The 17,516-nt window shown below is 32.4% G+C and carries 11 protein-coding genes; 8 read left to right on the top strand and 3 right to left on the bottom strand.

Going from position 1 to position 17,516, the window contains the following annotated elements:
* Positions 1 to 125 precede the first annotated feature (125 nt).
* Positions 126 to 3,401, top strand: a complete 3,276-nt coding sequence (locus BLV91_RS13460) for a T9SS type B sorting domain-containing protein (RefSeq protein ID WP_175514009.1) — start codon at positions 126 to 128, stop codon at positions 3,399 to 3,401.
* A gap of 74 nt (positions 3,402 to 3,475) precedes the next feature.
* Here BLV91_RS13460 and BLV91_RS13455 read toward each other — a convergent pair whose 3' ends face one another.
* Positions 3,476 to 4,759: an MFS transporter gene (locus BLV91_RS13455; protein WP_091434179.1), complete on the bottom strand. Its 1,284-nt coding sequence runs from the start codon at positions 4,757 to 4,759 to the stop codon at positions 3,476 to 3,478.
* A gap of 520 nt (positions 4,760 to 5,279) precedes the next feature.
* Between BLV91_RS13455 and BLV91_RS13450 the strand changes: the two genes are divergently transcribed.
* The 6 genes from BLV91_RS13450 to BLV91_RS13425 all read left to right on the top strand — a co-directional run bounded on the left by BLV91_RS13450 (position 5,280) and on the right by BLV91_RS13425 (position 14,740).
* Positions 5,280 to 5,888 carry an RNA polymerase sigma factor gene (locus BLV91_RS13450; RefSeq protein WP_091434178.1) on the top strand — a complete coding sequence of 203 codons (609 nt, stop codon included), beginning with the start codon at positions 5,280 to 5,282 and terminating at the stop codon, positions 5,886 to 5,888.
* 90 nt (positions 5,889 to 5,978) lie between these two features.
* Positions 5,979 to 7,097, top strand: coding sequence for a FecR family protein (locus BLV91_RS13445; RefSeq protein ID WP_091434176.1), 1,119 nt, complete (start codon positions 5,979 to 5,981; stop codon positions 7,095 to 7,097).
* A 157-nt stretch (positions 7,098 to 7,254) separates the two neighbouring features.
* Positions 7,255 to 10,968, top strand: a complete 3,714-nt coding sequence (locus BLV91_RS13440; RefSeq protein ID WP_091434174.1) for a SusC/RagA family TonB-linked outer membrane protein — start codon at positions 7,255 to 7,257, stop codon at positions 10,966 to 10,968.
* Between the two features lie 9 nt (positions 10,969 to 10,977).
* On the top strand, positions 10,978 to 12,327 hold the full coding sequence (locus BLV91_RS13435) for a RagB/SusD family nutrient uptake outer membrane protein (RefSeq protein WP_245709709.1): 1,350 nt from the start codon (positions 10,978 to 10,980) through the stop codon (positions 12,325 to 12,327).
* 145 nt (positions 12,328 to 12,472) lie between these two features.
* Complete coding sequence (locus BLV91_RS13430; RefSeq protein ID WP_091434173.1) at positions 12,473 to 13,336, top strand: zinc-binding metallopeptidase; 864 nt, start codon at positions 12,473 to 12,475, stop codon at positions 13,334 to 13,336.
* 69 nt (positions 13,337 to 13,405) lie between these two features.
* A complete protein-coding gene (locus tag BLV91_RS13425; protein ID WP_091434171.1) occupies positions 13,406 to 14,740 on the top strand; it encodes a DUF4302 domain-containing protein in 1,335 nt (444 codons plus the stop codon).
* A 145-nt stretch (positions 14,741 to 14,885) separates the two neighbouring features.
* Here BLV91_RS13425 and BLV91_RS13420 read toward each other — a convergent pair whose 3' ends face one another.
* Positions 14,886 to 15,539, bottom strand: a complete 654-nt coding sequence (locus BLV91_RS13420) for an SdpI family protein (RefSeq protein WP_091434169.1) — start codon at positions 15,537 to 15,539, stop codon at positions 14,886 to 14,888.
* 4 nt (positions 15,540 to 15,543) lie between these two features.
* A complete protein-coding gene (locus BLV91_RS13415) occupies positions 15,544 to 15,798 on the bottom strand; it encodes an autorepressor SdpR family transcription factor (RefSeq protein WP_091434168.1) in 255 nt (84 codons plus the stop codon).
* Between the two features lie 96 nt (positions 15,799 to 15,894).
* Between BLV91_RS13415 and bshC the strand changes: the two genes are divergently transcribed.
* Positions 15,895 to 17,487 (top strand): bacillithiol biosynthesis cysteine-adding enzyme BshC, encoded by a 1,593-nt coding sequence (gene bshC, locus BLV91_RS13410; RefSeq protein WP_091434165.1) that lies wholly within the window; start codon positions 15,895 to 15,897, stop codon positions 17,485 to 17,487.
* Positions 17,488 to 17,516: the final 29 nt, after the last annotated feature.

Below are 17,516 nucleotides of genomic sequence, written 5' to 3'. Positions count from 1 at the left end.
AATGAAACACGATCTAAATCAAATATTTATCAAATTTGTAGATATTTAATTACATTTACTATTATTTAAATTATTTTATGACATCTTTTTTCAATAAAAAAAGTAACAAAATACCATTTTTGTTTTTGATTTTACTCTATTCATTTTTAGCTAATGGGCAGGATTTTCAATGGGCAAGACAAATAAAAGGGATAAGCAGTGATTATGCTGATTATGCAAACGGCCTGGCAGTAGATAGTTCTGAAAATAGTTACATAATTGGAAATACCGAATCTCTCTTATTTGATCTTGACCCAACTATTTCTGGAGTAAATATAATTGACAATACTAATATCAATCACACTTTTAGAGGTACATATCTAATCAAAGTTGACAGTAATGGTAATTATTTATGGGGGAAAACTTTCGGAAGTTACCAAGGGAGTGATAGTAGCTACGATGTGAAAATTGGAACTGATGGTAATATTTATGCCTTATTAACTTTACAAGAACTTAATAGCTCTTTGAGTATTATAGATTCATTTATTAAAATTATCAAATTTTCGCCAGACGGTACTATTCTATCAACAATAACTATCCCTCAAAATTATGGTTACAACAATAATCTTTATGTACATTCATTTGAATTAGACGATCAAAATAATATCTTCTTAAATGGCTATTTTATAGGAAATATAATACTTGACACAACCAATCCTTTAATGAACGTAAGTACAAATAGCCTTAGCAGCTATATTCTTAAGATAAACAATGGTGGTGATTTCGTTTGGGTAAAGCAGTTTGATAGCAATATGGGAAGTGAAATTGCTATTAGACCTGATGGAAACATAAATTTACTTTTAAATAATAGTATCGGTTATACATTGTACAATATAGATAGCATAGATAATACGATAATCTGGCAGAAAGATTTCATAAATCAAAGACAAAGAACGTTTCACGTTGCTACTAATGGTATCGTAATTCTTGGCGAAAAAAATTATTATGATACAATTGATGTTGACCCTTCCTCTACTGTATCAAATATTTCAGGAAATAATACCAGTTTTATAATTTTTTTAAATTTGAATGGTACTTTTATTGATTCAAAGCAATTTTATAAGCCTACAAATGGTGATGTAAAATTTACTACGGTCACCACTGATAGTGATGGAAATTACTTTTTTGGAGGAACTTTTAGTGATACGGTTGATATGAACCCGTCTAATAATACATTTAATCTTACATCTAATGGTTATAAAGGAGAAGCTTTTTACTTAAAACTTGATGTAAATAGGAATTTTGAAAGTGCAATTAAACTTGGTGATGAAAACCCAAAATTAAGTCCGTACAATAATTGCGAGTATTTTAGAATTAAAAAAATAAAAATAATAAACAACAACAATTATTTAGTGGGAGATTTTATGTGGATTTGTGATTTTGACCCTTCAACAACAAATCAATATACATTTAATACTGTAAATAGTTCTACAATAAATTTTGATGGATTTATTCTAAAACTAGGTTCTTGCGATAGTAGTAAACTTGTAGGAGATATTGACCAGACTTTTTGCTCGAATTCAAATCCAACAGTAAGCTCCATAAGTCCGAACTCTAGCTCTATACTATGGTATGATTCCGCAAATTCGTCTAGCCCGTTATCAAATACAACTACTCTATTAAATAATAAAAAATATTATGGTACACGAAAAAATGGAAACTGTCCTGAAAGCACGGACCGATTAGAAATTACCGCCCATATTACAACAAGCTCACCAGCTCCATTATCAGTAAGTTCTGAATTTTGCCTAAGTGAGAATGCTACACTTGCAAACATCAGTATTATGGGGCAAAATATAAAATGGTATGCAAACATAACTGATGCTACAACCACACCCACTACAACATTATTGCAAAATGATGTTACCTATTATGCATCACAAACAGTAAATGGATGTGAAAGCGAAAGAACACCTATTTTTGTAATAGTTCACGACATAAATACACCAACGGCTAGTTCTCCTCAAACCTTCTGTATCCAAGAAACTGCAACCGTAAACGAAATTGCAATAACTGGCCAAAACATAAAATGGTATGATGCCTTGACTAATGGAGCCCTTCTATCAAGCTCAGCTCAGTTGCAAAACGGAACTACCTATTATGCTTCACAAACCATCAACGGTTGCGAGAGCGACAGAATTCCTATTTTAATCAATATTCAAAACACAGCTGCGCCTACAGGAAATACTAATCAGAATTTTTGTTCGAGTCAGAATCCTACTTTAAATACTATTGTTATTTCTGGTACAGCTTTACAATGGTATAATTCTACTGGAAGCCTTTTACCTAATTCAACCACTTTGCAAGACGGTATTACTTATTATGCTTCGCAAATAGTAAATGGTTGTGAGAGCACAACTAAATTAGCTATTTCTATATCACTTATCAACACTTTACCAGCAAATAATTATTCCGAACTATTTTGCGATGATTTGAATGATGGTTCCGAAAAAGTGAATTTATCCGATTATCATTCAAAGATAATTTCCAATACTTCAGGATATACTTTTTCTTATTATCCAAACTATTCGGCTGCCGAAAATGAATTGGTAAAAAATCAAATTATTGATTTTTCTAATTTCAAATTAGCCTTGGGGGATAACAAAATCTACGTTCGCATCAATTCGAACACCCCTTGTTATGCTATTTCCGAATTAAAACTTACTCTTTTGTCGAAACCCCAAATAACAATTCCAGACGTTGTCCCTATTTGTGAAAACAATTCTATTACAATTGATGCTGGTTCTGGTTACGACAACTATTTATGGTCAACTGGAGCTACAACTGCTAAAATAAATATAGACAGTCCAGGCAACTATTCGGTTACTGTCACTAATAATTACAGTACTGTTTCTTGTTCAACAACCAAGAGTTTTGAAGTACGAAAATCAAACATCGCAACAATAAACTCAATTGACACTCAAGACTGGACAGATAATCAAAATACAATAACCGTTTATGCAACGGGCGCAGGGGATTTTGAATACTCCATTGACGGAATTCATTTTCAAGATGAAAGTCAATTTACAAATCTTATAAGTGGACAATATACTGTTCATGTGCGAGACAAAAACGGTTGTGGCACTGTTACTGATGAAGTTTATTTATTAATGTATCCCAAATTCTTTACGCCAAATGGCGATGGCTTTAATGACAGCTGGAAAATAAAATTTTCAGACCTAGAGACAACGCTAAGTATAAAAATATTTGACCGATACGGTAAATTGATAAAGGAATTAACGCTAAATAATTCTTGGGATGGAACATTCAATGGACAAGAACTTCCTGCTACTGATTATTGGTTTATAGTAACCCGAGCAAATGGAAATGAATACAAAGGTCATTTTAGCCTAAAACGATAAAGATAAAAAGCGCAAAATTAAATAAACTTTGCGCGCTTTTTTTAAAATTTTCGTGAATTTGTGTTTATCCAAATTTAAAACTTATGTTCCTTTTTACTAATCATCACCAACGAAAATAAAGAGATACAGGCCGCGGAAGTCAGATAAAAACCAACGTAGGTCAAACTATAATGTGTCGCAAGCCAAATCGCAATCATTGGTGCAAAAGCTGCACCAATGATTCCTGCCATATTAAATGCCAAAGAGGTACCCGAATAGCGAACGTTGGTAGGAAACAATTCAGATAAGAATGTCCCTAATGGACCATAAGTAAATCCCATCAAAGCCATTCCAACGCATAAAAACAAAGTCACCAAAATAGGATTTCCTGAATTCATGAAAAAAGAAAATGCAAAACCAAAAACAGCAATAGCCATTGTGGCATAAATAAGCATTTTTCTACGTCCAATACGATCTGCTATAAGAGCAGATACCGGAATAAAAAGTGCAAAAAACAATACTGAAAATAACTGCATTAATAAAAAATCTCTTTTGGAATACCCTAAATCGGAAGTAGCCCAACTAAGCGTAAATACAGTCATTAGATAAAACACTAAAAAGGTTGTTACGGCAGCAAATGTTCCAAAAATCAACTGATTTTTATAAAATTTAAGCAAAGTAAAAAATGGAATTTTCACTTCTTCCTGTTCTTTTTTGGAATTTTCGAAAGCGGGGGTTTCGGTAATTTTCAATCGGATATAGAAACCTACGACAACCAATAACGAACTTGCTAAAAAAGGAATTCTCCATCCATAGTCCAGAAAAGCTTCGGCACTCATAGTATCAGTTAAAATCAAGAAAGTTCCACCTGAAAGCAACAAACCAATTGGCGCTCCTAATTGTGGAAACATTCCGTACCAAGCACGCTTATTAGGCGGAGCATTTTCGATTGCCAATAATACAGCTCCACCCCATTCGCCACCTAAACCAACACCTTGACCAAAGCGGCACAACATTAATAATAAAGGCGCGGCGATTCCAATGCTGGCATAACTAGGCAAAAACCCAATACTCACCGTTGAAATCCCCATGGTTAACAAAGCAATTACTAAAGTGGTCTTACGACCTACTTTGTCTCCATAATGACCAAATACTGCTGAACCAAGAGGTCGCGAAAGAAATGCTATAGAAAACGTTGCCAAGGATAGTAAAACCGAATTAGTACTGTCTGCAGAAGGAAAAAATAATTGAGGAAAAACTAACACTGCGGCATTAGCATAAATATAGAAATCAAAAAATTCAATTGTTGTACCAATTAAGCTACCAAAAAGTACATGTTTTAATGAATTTTCATTCTTTGGATTTGCATTATCTTTCATAGGGAACGTAAAATATTTCTGTAAAATTGCCACTAATTTTTGGAAGTAACAAATGAATTTAGCCCTAAATATTAAAGCAATTTTACATAGAAAATTCTGTTATGTTGACAAACAAAATAAGATATAAAAACGCTGTATACCTTTCTCCTTTGACGAATCCTTACTGAATCGTAAAACTACATTGTTTATATTGCTACCTCTAAAAAAACAGATAGCAGTTAGTTACACATCATAGAGCATTATTGTTTTCTATTACACACAAAACAAGACACTTCCAAAGCTTTTTTTCATGGTACTACAACTCTATTTTTTGAAAACTAAATTGAATTGGATTTTCTATAAATTGAAAAAATATAATTTAATCCAACTAAATTACGAATTAACTATTTTTTATCCACTTAAAACATAAAGTCATTAAATTGAACATAATTTTAAGATATTAACTTGTAACTTTATATTTTAATGCGTAAAATTACATAAAATTAACAAAACCTTAATACCCCAAATAGCTATACCTACCTTGAATACAAAATCATTAAATACTACTTGCGCTGACGATTCTATACTTTGGAGTAGATTAAGAACAGGAGATGAAAAGGCTTTTTCAGTACTTTTCACAAAGTATTATGAACATTTAGTTCGTTATGGAAATTCATTTTCAAATCATTCTGAAAAGGTTCAAGATTGTATTCAAGATGTATTCGCAGATCTTTGGATATACAAACATTCTTTAAATGATAATGCCAATGTAAAGGCTTATCTTTTATCAAGTGTTCGCAAAAGAATTGCTAGGTTGCAGGAGCGCGACTATATTTTCACCAAAACTGCATCAACTGATTCCATTCAATTTTTATTTGATTTCTCCATTGAACACCAATTAATTCTTGATGAAAGTACTGCTGATAAGGTTAATCAACTCAATATACTCATCAATCTTTTACCTTCTAGACAAAAAGAAGCCTTATACCTTAGATACCACCAAGGTTTAAGTGTAGAGCAAATTGCTGATATGTTGGACGTCAATTACCAATCAGCTAATAATTTATTACACCGCGCTTTACTCAACTTGCGCAAGGAATGGAACACTAACATTCCTTTACTAATACTACTATCCTACAGCATATTATAATTTTATCTTAAATAAATTAAAATAAAATCTTAATTTAATGAGTATATAATACGAAAACTGTCCTTTATGTATTTGTAACCTTATTTTTAGATGCAAAAACGTAACAAATATACCGAAATCGAAGATTTTTTAGCTGATGAATCATTCTTATCATGGGTACGTACAAAGACGGACCTTGAAAACTGGGAAGAATGGACTTTAGAAAATTCTATCCGAGCTAAGTTAGTTGAAGAAGCTAGACTATGGGTTTTAGCTATGAAAGTTCCTGAAAATAATTTACACCCTTCAATAATTCAATCTGCATTAGTGGCTACTTGGAATAAAATTGAAAAAAATGAAATATCAACTAGTACAAAAAAAGAAATTAAACATTGGAATAATAATTGGCTAAGGTCTGTTGCGGCAGTTTTGGTTTTTGGTTTACTTGCTACTTGGACTTATAGCCATTTATTTATTCCTACTAATTCTACACAAGTCTACAATGAACTTATTGAAGACAATAATGATGAGGGACTCGTTGAGCAAACTAATAATTCTACGAAAGCTCAAATTATAACTTTATCTGACGGAAGTTCTGTTTTATTACAACCAAAAAGTAAACTGAGCTACCCGAAAATTTTTGTAGGAAACGAAAGAAGAGTCTATTTATCAGGTGAAGGTTTTTTTGAAATCAGTAAAAACCCTAAAAAACCATTTCTAGTCTTTGCTAATGAAATTGTTACCAAAGTAGTTGGAACTAGTTTTAGAATAAGTGCTTTTTCTAATGAACCAAATGTAGAAATTCTTGTACGAACAGGTAAAGTAAAAGTACAGTCTAATGAAATGGCATTAAGCTCTAATAAAAAAGAGGAAATCACATTACTCCCTAATGAGGCCTTGCGCTTTACTCGAAAAAATTCGACCTTCGATAAAATTACAGATATTACAAAAGATCAAACATTAATACACTCTGTTAGGACAATAGAGCAATTAAGTTTTGACTTCACTGACATTCCCGTTAGTCAAATTTTTAAAACAATTGAACAGGCTTATTTAGTAAACATTGAATTCCCAAAAGACAAATTAAAAGACTGTCATCTTACTACTTCACTAAACGACCAACCTTTACCAGAAAAGCTTAAAATTATCTGCAAAGCGCTGGCAAATAATACGAGTTATGAAATGAATGGAAACCAAATCATCATCAATTCTGATGGTTGTAATTATTGATAGAGTGCCTATGTAACAAAACCAAATAAAAAAAAAGCGCCGAAGATGCTGTAACATATTCGACGCTTAAGTGAAATCAAATTGCCTTCTGTAAAAAAGCAATCTGTGTTGTTCTATAATACCCGATAATAAGTACTAATTAAAACAAACCAAAATTATGAAAAAACCTGTTGTTAAACAACGATTACTCCTCCGAATCATGAAAATAACATTATTTCAATTTCTGTTGGCCTTTGTATTTTCCACTGTAACCATGGCAAATAGCGTTAAAGGACAAAAGAAATTAGACACTAAAGTTACTCTTAGTATTGAGAACTTAAGCTTGTCTAATGCTTTAGCTAAACTTGAGAAAACTGCGAATGTTAAATTTTCGTACAATTCAAGAATTAGCCAACTTAATCAAATAGTTAGTTACAAAGCAAATGATGAGTTACTATCATCTATACTTAGTAATATTTTAAAACCACTTAACATTACTTATTCTGAAGTAAGTAATCAAATTGTATTGCAAAATAAAACTTCGCTTACTAATGATCTAATAGGTATGATTACACCAACATCATTGGTACCTAATACTGTTTTAGCAACTATAGTTAAAGGTAGAGTTCTTGACGAACGCGGACTTCCTTTACCTGGAGCTACAGTTATGGTAAAAGGAACAAAAATAGCTGTACTGACAGATTTTGATGGTAATTTTACTATTGATGCTCCTGCAAATAGCACAAGACTTGTGGTTTCATATATAGGAATGGAAACTCAAGAAATAGCTATAAAATCAACTCCAATTACCATTATCTTAAGCGAGTTTGGACAAAAACTAAATGAAGTAGTGATTACTACAGGATATGAGAAAACATCAAAAAGAACTTTTACAGGAGCTATAAGCAAGATAACTGGGGCAGAGTTACTAGTTGAAGGTGTTGTAGATATCAGTAGAATGATTGAAGGTAAAGCAGCTGGGGTAACGGTTCAAAACGTTACTGGTACTTTTGGAACAGCTCCAAAAATTACAGTTCGTGGTTCATCTTCTATTTTTGGAGATACAAAACCACTTTGGGTAATTGATGGTATTGTTCAAGAAGATATCGTTAACCTTTCATTTGCTGATTTAGCCTCTGGAAATTCAGAGACTTTATTGAGTTCGTCAATTGCAGGATTAAATCCTAATGACGTTTTAAGTATTGAAATACTAAAAGATGCATCGGCAACTTCTATTTATGGTTCAAGATCATTGAATGGTGTTGTTGTTGTAACTACAAAACAAGGAAGACGTGAGTCTCCATTAAGCGTTACTTATTCGTTAGAACAAACAGCTAGAGTAGTTCCTAATTACAATCAATATGACATTTTAAATTCTCAAGAAACGATGGGAATATTAAAAGAAATGGAATCTAAAGGTTTTCTTGGCTTACCTGATACCGCTCAAGGGCGATACGGAGGAGTATATAACATCCTAGCAAATGCAATAAATACATACGACACAACTAACGGAACATTTGGTGTTAAAAATGATGAACCGAATAGAAATGCTTTTTTAAGAAAGTATGAATTAGCTAATACTAACTGGTTTAAAACATTATTCAGACCTTCAATAACACAAAATCACTCATTGAGTTTTTCTGGTGGAGGTAAAAATAATGCCTACTTTGCCTCTTTAGGATTTTATAGTGATCCAGGATGGACTGTAGCTGACAAAGTAAGCCAATTGACATCAAATATCAAGAATACGTTCTTTATAAACGATAAATTAAATCTTACATTATCAACTCAAGCATCTGTTAGAGATCAATCAGCTCCAGGTTCTTATGATAGTCTTCGAGATGGTGTGAGTGGAAGTACTACTAGAGATTTTGATATTAATCCATTTAATTATGTATTAAATACAAATAGAGCTTTAAGACCTTATGATGACAATGGCAACTACGAGTATTATAGAAACAACTGGGCTCCAATTAATATCGTTGAAGAATTGGAAAACAATTATATGGATATCAAAGTAAAAGACATACGTTTTCAAGCAGATTTAGCTTATAAGATAAGTCCAAAATTAACTTATAACTTTACTGCTAATGCTCGTTATGCTAATACTACTAGAGAGCACAACATCTTAGAAAATTCTAATATTATTGGTGCATATAATGCGACAGAAACAACTCTTGTAAGAGATGCAAATATCTTTTTATATCAAGATCCAGATGATTTGACTGCACCAAAAGTTTCAGTTTTACCAAATGGTGGAATGCTTAGAAAATTTTCTAATGACCTGACTTCTTACAACATTAGAAATAGTTTCAACTATAAAAATGTATTTAGTAACAAACATGAGCTAGAAGCCTTATTCGGACAAGAACTTAGATCTGTTGACAGAAACAGTAATAATTTTACTGCATACGGTTTACAGTATGATAGAGGATTAACTGCTTTTACTGATCCAAGAATCTTAGAAAAATTAATCAACGGAGGAGAGTCTTATTATTCATTCAATGAGGAAAGAGAAAGAACAGTTGGTTTCTTTGGTAAAGTAGGATATACTTACGACAGACGTTATACTGGATCGATTACAGGTCGTTATGATGGATCAAACAGACAAGGAAATAGTAATTCCTCAAGATGGTTGCCTACTTACACTTTTAGTGGAAAATGGAATGTTATGGAGGAAGACTTCATGAAAAATGTAAAAGCAATCAATACATTAAGTTTAAGAGGTTCTTACGGTCTAACTGCAACAGCGGGTCCAGCAACCAATTCTTTAGCAATTTATAAAAGTTTTATTACAGATCGTTTAATCTTAGGAGACAGAGAAACGGGGTTAAATATTGACGAGTTACAAAATGCAGATTTGACTTGGGAAAAACAATTTGAAACTAACATTGGTTTAGATTTAGGTTTGTTTGACAACAGAGTTCAATTTACAACAGATGTTTATAGTCGTAAAGCATTTGATTTAGTAGATTTTGTTACCACTTCTGGAATTGGAGGACAAAAATTAAAACAAGGTAATAATGCCGATATGGAAACAAAAGGTATTGAGTTTTCACTTTCTACAAAAAATTTAAATAACACAAGACTAAAATGGTCTACATCATTTAATTTTTCAATTTATGACCAAAAAATCACTAGTTTACAAAATAATCCATCAGTATTAGGGTTAGTAGATGGTACAGGTGGAAATACATTAGGACATCCAAGAAATGCATTATACTCTTATCAATTTACAGGCTTAAACAATCAAGGTTTACCTACCTTTATTATGGCCGATGGTGAAGAAGATAATATTGCTGGAGCAAATTTTCAAGACTCTGAAAATATTACTAAATACTTGAAATATGAAGGGTCGATTGAACCTAATAAGTCAGCAGGTATTTCAAATACTTTCACGTACGACAACTGGTCTTTAAATGTATTTATAGTTGCTGCTGGTGGAAATAAAGTACGTTTGAATCCAATCTATGCTTCACAGTATGACGATTTAACTGTATTCACAAAGGAATTTACAAACAGATGGATTAATCCAGGTGATGAAGCCTTCACTAACATTCCTGTTATCGCAGACCAAAGATTAATTGCAAATTACGATGCAGATTCTAAGGATTTAAAAAGAGCTTACAATGCTTATAATTACTCTGATGAAAGAGTAGCTGACGGTACATTTGTAAGATTGAAAAACGTGTCATTGAGCTATGAATTCCCTAAAGATTTGAAGAAAAAATTGGGACTTAATCTATTCTCTATGAAAGCGTCGACAGCTAACCCACTATTAATTTATTCAGATAAAAAGTTAAACGGACAAGATCCTGAGTTTTACAGAACTGGTGGAGTTTCTCAACCAATCACAAGCCAATACACATTCTCTCTTAACGTATCATTTTAATAAAAAAACATGAGAAAAATAAAAATAACTCTAACCCTCCTGGTAATATTAGGACTTAGCAGCAGTTGTGATGATTTTCTTTCTGAAATTCCTGACAACAGAACACAATTAGACACACCAGAAAAAATATCAGAGATATTAGTTAATGCTTATCCACAAGGAAACTATATGGAGTTTGCGGAAACAATGACTGACAATGTGTTTGACAGTGGAGATTTGACACTTACGACTATCAAAAATAGTCAAAATTACAATTGGGAAATGCAGGACGATATCAATAGAGATACCCCTGCAGATTACTGGGATGCATGTTATAGTGCGATTGCACATGCCAATCAAGCGCTTGATGCTATTGAAAAATTAGGCAATCCAGCAAATTTGAATCCACAAAAAGGAGAGGCCTTATTAGCAAGAGCCTATTCACACTTTATGTTAGTTACTATGTTTTCTCAACGATACAATCCTGCCACAGCAAAGACAGATTTGGGAATTCCTTATGTATTGACACCGGAAACAGAATTGATTAAAAAATACACAAGAAATTCTGTTGAAGAGGTGTATGCTTATCTAAAAGCAGATATCGAGGAAGGATTACCTTTAGTAACAAGTGATTACGAGCAGCCTAAATTCCACTTTAACAAGGGAGCAGCAAATGCTTTTGCAAGTCGCTTCTATGGAGTTACTGGTGAGTGGGACAAAGTAATTGCAGTATCAAATGATCTTGGAAACAAACCAGTTTCACAGTTAAGAAATTATCAGTCTTATTTAGACGTAGATTTTACTACAGGTCAAAGAAAATACTCCCTAGAAAGTGAAACGACAAATTTATTAATAGCTTCTGCATCTTCTATTTACTCAAGAAGCTTTTATTCAAACCGATTTCAATTAACTGGTGCAGATAGAGATCTCTTATTTGGCGCTTCAACAAACTTAGCAAATAAAACGTACTTATATAGACCATTATCGTATAATGGACAAATTACTATTTTCGTACCCAAATTTGTGGAGTATTTTAAATACACCAATGCGAATGCAGGAATTGGTTTACCTTACGATGCATTAGTTTTATTAAGCAATGATGAACTATTCTTAAATAGAATTGAAGCGCACATTATGACGAATCAGTTGGCTTTAGCTATTGAAGAGATGGATTACTTTTTATCTGTAAGAATTACTGGTTACAATGCTACGACTGATAAAGTTACAGAAGCTAAAATCATTGCTAAATATCCAGTAATTGAAAATGAATACACTCCTTTTTACACGATGACAGCTACTCAAACTTCATACATAAAAGCAGTTGCTGAAATGAGAAGAAGAGAGTTTATACATGAAGGTTTAAGATGGTTAGATATCTAACGTTTTGCTTTAAAAGTAACTCATAAAGCATACAACCAACCTGACAATGTTTTAACTAAAGACGATTTACGAAAAGCAATTCAACTTCCATTACACGTTACTAATACTGGAGTAGAGAAAAATCCACGTTAATACCTAAAACAAAATGAAAAAACTAAATTTTTATAAAAAAGTAATTGCACTCTCTTCAGTTTTATTACTTGGAGCATGTGCAAGTGATGAACCACTTACTGATAGTATTCTTGATGTATCAACCCCTTCAAAAACAGCTTTAGATACATGGATAGATACCAATATATTGACCCCATATAATATTAATGTACAATATAAATGGAATCAAAACGTAGTGGATAATAATCGTTTTTTAGCACCACCTTTACAAACTAAAGTACAACCTGCTTTAGAGATTGTGCAAAAGATATGGTTAGAAAGCTACAAAACTATTGGCGGACCTGATTTTGTAAAAAAAATCGCCCCAAGAGAATTTGTTCTTGTTGGTGGAATTAATTTGAACACAACAGGTACAATCACTTTAGGATTAGCTGAAGGGGGACAAAGAATTACATTATTTGAAGTAGATAACGTAAATAAAAAAGATCGTGCTAACGTAAAACGTTTTATTCATACAATACAGCATGAATACATTCACATATTGAATCAAACAAAACCGTTCGACGAAAAAACATTAGCTAAAATAACTCCAACTGGTTATACTTCAAACTGGTATGCTACATCTACTACTGTTGCTAGAGAAGAAGGTTTTATAACAGATTATGCCCGTTCAAATATAAATGAAGATTTTGCTGAAATGGCCTCAACAATGTTAGTGAATTCAAAAGCAGAGTATGATGCAATCTTAGCAGGAATTACAAATCAAACTGCAGTTGCCAATATTAGAGCTAAAGAGGCAGTAGTTGTGAAATATTTTAAAGATTCATTTAATATGGATTTCTACAAATTAAGAGACGAAGCAGAGAAAAACACAACAGCTGTAATAAACGGAAATTAGTATATTTAAAGAGCCTAATAAAAAGGGCTCTTTTAAAAAATCTATTTTATAACCCTATAAATTAATAGTATGAAACTAAAAACTATAATTAACTATCTATTCATCGCCGTTTTAGCGATGCAATTGGTTTCTTGCGACAATAAGGAAACCTTAGATTCTCCATTTAATGCTACTCCTACAGAGCGATTAAATGCACAACAAAAAGAACTAAATGATATGCTAGAATCATCAGAGTTTGGTTGGAAAGCGGTGTACTACACTGACACTACTCAATTAGGTGGTTTTACTCATGTATTCAAATTCAAAGACGGTAAAGTAGATATGGCATCTGATTTTGATGACGATACTGCTGTATATTCTAGCGAATATAGTATTGATTTAGGAAGTACTGTAAGTCTTGTTTTTACAACAAAAAACAGAATTCACTTATTATCTGATTCAAACAACTACCCTGTTGCTGCATTACGTGGAAAAGGATACAAAGGAGACTTTCAATTTCTATATTACGGACAAGAAAATGGCCAAATTATTTTCAAAACCAACAGAAGTTTTGAAGAATTGCGTTTTGTAAAAGCAACTGCTTCTGACTGGACAGATCTTGCTAAAAACAGACTTATGATTGCTAATGTAGTTGGCGCTACAACTAGACCCTTGTTTCGTTTATTAGAAACTAATGATGGAACTAAAACAAGTCAGTTTGATTTTAATTTCACCGCAGAAACGAGATATGCGGTGGCTAATTCGATTGAAACGGGTTCAAGTATGAGTTATAATATGGGTATTGCATATACTCCCACTGGTATTTTAGTTAGTCCTGCAGTAAAGGTTGGGAATCAGCAATTAGCTGCATTTACATACGATGCCGCAACAGGAAACTTTATCGCTACAGGAACTGCTGGAGTTACTGCTACAATTAAATATTCTAATAAACCATTAGTTTTAACTGATGATTATAAAGTGTTATTAGCTGGAAACCCTAGAACAATATATGCCTATATTGCTGCCTTTCTAGCTACGGCACCAAGTAACTCTTTACTGTGTAATTCCTTACTGAATACAATAAATGCAAGTTTACCATCAACACAAAAAGTCAATAGAGTTTCCTTCTATTTTAATGATGGAGCAAATGGAAGTTATATTTCATACTCTTTTACTGGCGGTAAATCAACGTTATACCATTTTGTAACTGTAACTGAAGACCCAGTTAACAAAACAATTATTCTTAAAGACGACGGATGGCTTGGCGGAAGTGAACCTACACTTTTAAAAGACTTGGACAAACAACTATTAGATCCAAAAGGACTATATGTTAAAAAAGAAAGTTTTAAAATCGCATATTCTAACACGATCTATACTTTAACTACCGCATCAAATAATTTTAGAATTACAACTTACGGATTGTAATAATTAGATTTAATAAAAACTAAAAAGGTTGCCTCACAAAGGCAACCTTTTTTTATTATATGGAAAATTTGATCATTTGATGAGCGTACAAATCCTACCTACAGAGTTCCTTTTATATATAATTATGATGTCCTTTTTTAAAAAATCAATTCTGCTCTTTCAATTCTTTAAATTTAATATAAGAATAGATAATCGGCACAAGCGTTATTATGGCAATAGTCCCTATAAAAACGTAAATGAAAATACTTTTAGCAATTGTCAAACTAGTTAATACGATTATCAATCCTCCAGCAATCCAAAGCTTTCCAGCGAGAGTATGTGTTAATTTCCAAACTTCGGTGCTCTCTAACGTCCATGGTGTTTTTATTCCAATAAAATAGTTTGGTTGAATTACTTTAAAATAATTACCTAGCGCAATAAACAAAACACCAATGGGAATGAAAATCAAATTCGGACTTGAAGTCGATTTATTTACTGATATATGCAAAATGATAAAAGCTAAAGTTGACATGAATAAAACCAAAATGAATTTCAATTGGTAATACTTCCCTCCCATCATTTCAATTTTCTTTTTCGGATCAATCTTTGGTATCACAAGCATCAAAATATAAGTTAATACCGGTAATAAAAACAACAGCATAATTAAGGAGTATTTATCTCCCCACTTGTCAGCTTCTCCTTTATAATTCCAATGTGTCGGTACTTTCGCTGGTAGCGTATTCCAAATTATGGCCAAATACACAAACGGAGCCAAGACAATTCCAATTAATGGCAATTCTTTTTTCAAAGTTAATTTCATGATTCTATTTTTTAAAAGTTAAGATCCATTGTAATACATCTTCCATCACGGTAGTATTAACTGAATAAATGATAAACTGTCCTTTTTTTTCGAAAGTGATTAAATCAGCCCGTTTTAATATATCAAGATGATGCGAAATACTTGGTTTCGAAATATTGAAATGAGTCGCAATTTCGCCTGCCGCTAAATCTTTCGACTTTAAAAGCTCTAGTATCTCTCGACGTGTGGGATCATTTAAAGCTTTAAATATATCATTCATTTTTTATTGCAGTTATATATTTAGACAAATATCTAAATATTAATTCAACCAGCAAAATTAAATTTGAATTTCTTACATTTACAAAAATAAAAAATTATGCCTACCGACTGTATCAGCTATAAAAATTCAGGATATTTTTCTCCTTTGATGAATGACTATTTAGCCGAAAAATCAAACTTACAATCCCTATATAATAGATTCCCAACACTTGAAAATTTCGAAGGACAAATCCTTGAAAAGCAAGCTAACTATAATAATGCCAACAGAGCTACATTGGTTTCTGTATTAGAAGAACAGTACTCCGGTATTGCCACCTCTCAGCTAACGCAGCAAAATATTGAAGCCTTAAAAGTATTCAATACATTTACGGTTACTACCGGACATCAACTGAATTTATTTAGTGGTCCTTTGTATTTTCTATACAAAATAATCTCAACCATAAACCTTACCAAGGAACTGAAGGCAAAATATCCAGCGTACAATTTTGTTCCCATTTATTGGATGGCGACTGAAGACCATGATTTTGCCGAAATCAATTATTTCAGTTTCAAAGGAAAAAAATTCAGATGGAACAAAGAAAGTAACGGTCCAGTTGGACGATTATCTACTGACGGTCTAGAAGAGGTGTTCGAAATTTACGCACAAGAACTAGGTTCAAGTACCAATGCCAATGCATTAAAAAAACTATTTTCTAAAGCTTATTTAAATCACGATAATTTAGCAGATGCAACACGCCATTTAGCAAATTCTCTTTTTGGATCACAAGGTTTAGTCATCCTAGATGCAGACAGTCAAGATTTAAAACGCAGTTTTATTCCTTATGCAAAAGAAGAATTACTGCAACAAACCTCTCATAAAGCAGTTCTTGAAACCACCGAAAAGTTAAAAGACTACAACATTCAGGTCAATCCTCGCGAAATCAATTTGTTTTATATAGAAGACCAGTTGCGCGAACGCATTGTACTTGAAGATGATGTTTACAAAATAAACAATACCAACAAGGAGTTTAACCAAGAAGAAATTCTAAAATTGCTAGATAAAAATCCTGAGATGTTTAGCCCTAACGTGATTATGCGTCCCTTATTCCAAGAAGTGATTTTGCCTAATTTATGTTACATTGGCGGAGGAGGAGAAATTGCATATTGGTTAGAGTTAAAAACCTTTTTCGATACGGTAAAAGTGACTTTCCCAATGCTTTTAGTTCGAAACTCAGTGCTTTTGGCTACCGAAAAACAAGTCAAAAAAGCAGATAAATTGGAATTAACATGGAGTGATTTATTTTCGAAACAAGCGGATCTAATAAATAATGTAACAAAAAAAGCCTCTGAATTCCCTATCGATTTAACAATTCAAAAAGAGCAATTGCGTAAACAATTTGAGAATTTGTTTGAATTGGCAAGACAAACTGACAAATCATTTGTTGGTGCAGTTAAAGCGCAGGAAGCAAAACAAATCAAAGGATTGGAGAATTTAGAAAAGCGCTTACTTAAAGCTCAAAAAAGAAAGTATACTGACACATTAGAACGTGCCACAGACTTGCAAAACGAATTGTTTCCGAACAAAAGCTTACAGGAGCGACAAGTTAATTTCTCTGAATATTATTTAGAGAATGGCGACAATTTGATTCCAAGTATTATTGACAAATTAAAACCATTGGAACAAAATTTTAATATCATTGTATTACCTTAAGTTAGAAATATAATAGCAACCATTAAATA

This window comes from Flavobacterium degerlachei (assembly GCF_900106645.1).
Taxonomy (GTDB): domain Bacteria; phylum Bacteroidota; class Bacteroidia; order Flavobacteriales; family Flavobacteriaceae; genus Flavobacterium; species Flavobacterium degerlachei.
Note: the sequence above shows the minus strand (reverse complement) of the source record. Positions and strands in the feature narration are given on the sequence as shown.

Bases quoted from the DNA above. Each gene is read 5' to 3' on its own strand.
- BLV91_RS13455 (WP_091434179.1), bottom strand. From the start codon at position 4,759: ATGAAAGATAATGCAAATCCAAAGAATGAAAATTCATTAAAACATGTA.
- BLV91_RS13445 (WP_091434176.1), top strand. From the start codon at position 5,979: ATGCAAAAACGTAACAAATATACCGAAATCGAAGATTTTTTAGCTGAT.
- BLV91_RS13440 (WP_091434174.1), top strand. From the start codon at position 7,255: ATGAAAAAACCTGTTGTTAAACAACGATTACTCCTCCGAATCATGAAA.
- BLV91_RS13435 (WP_245709709.1), top strand. From the start codon at position 10,978: ATGAGAAAAATAAAAATAACTCTAACCCTCCTGGTAATATTAGGACTT.
- BLV91_RS13430 (WP_091434173.1), top strand. From the start codon at position 12,473: ATGAAAAAACTAAATTTTTATAAAAAAGTAATTGCACTCTCTTCAGTT.
- BLV91_RS13425 (WP_091434171.1), top strand. From the start codon at position 13,406: ATGAAACTAAAAACTATAATTAACTATCTATTCATCGCCGTTTTAGCG.
- BLV91_RS13420 (WP_091434169.1), bottom strand. From the start codon at position 15,539: ATGAAATTAACTTTGAAAAAAGAATTGCCATTAATTGGAATTGTCTTG.
- BLV91_RS13415 (WP_091434168.1), bottom strand. From the start codon at position 15,798: ATGAATGATATATTTAAAGCTTTAAATGATCCCACACGTCGAGAGATA.
- bshC (WP_091434165.1), top strand. From the start codon at position 15,895: ATGCCTACCGACTGTATCAGCTATAAAAATTCAGGATATTTTTCTCCT.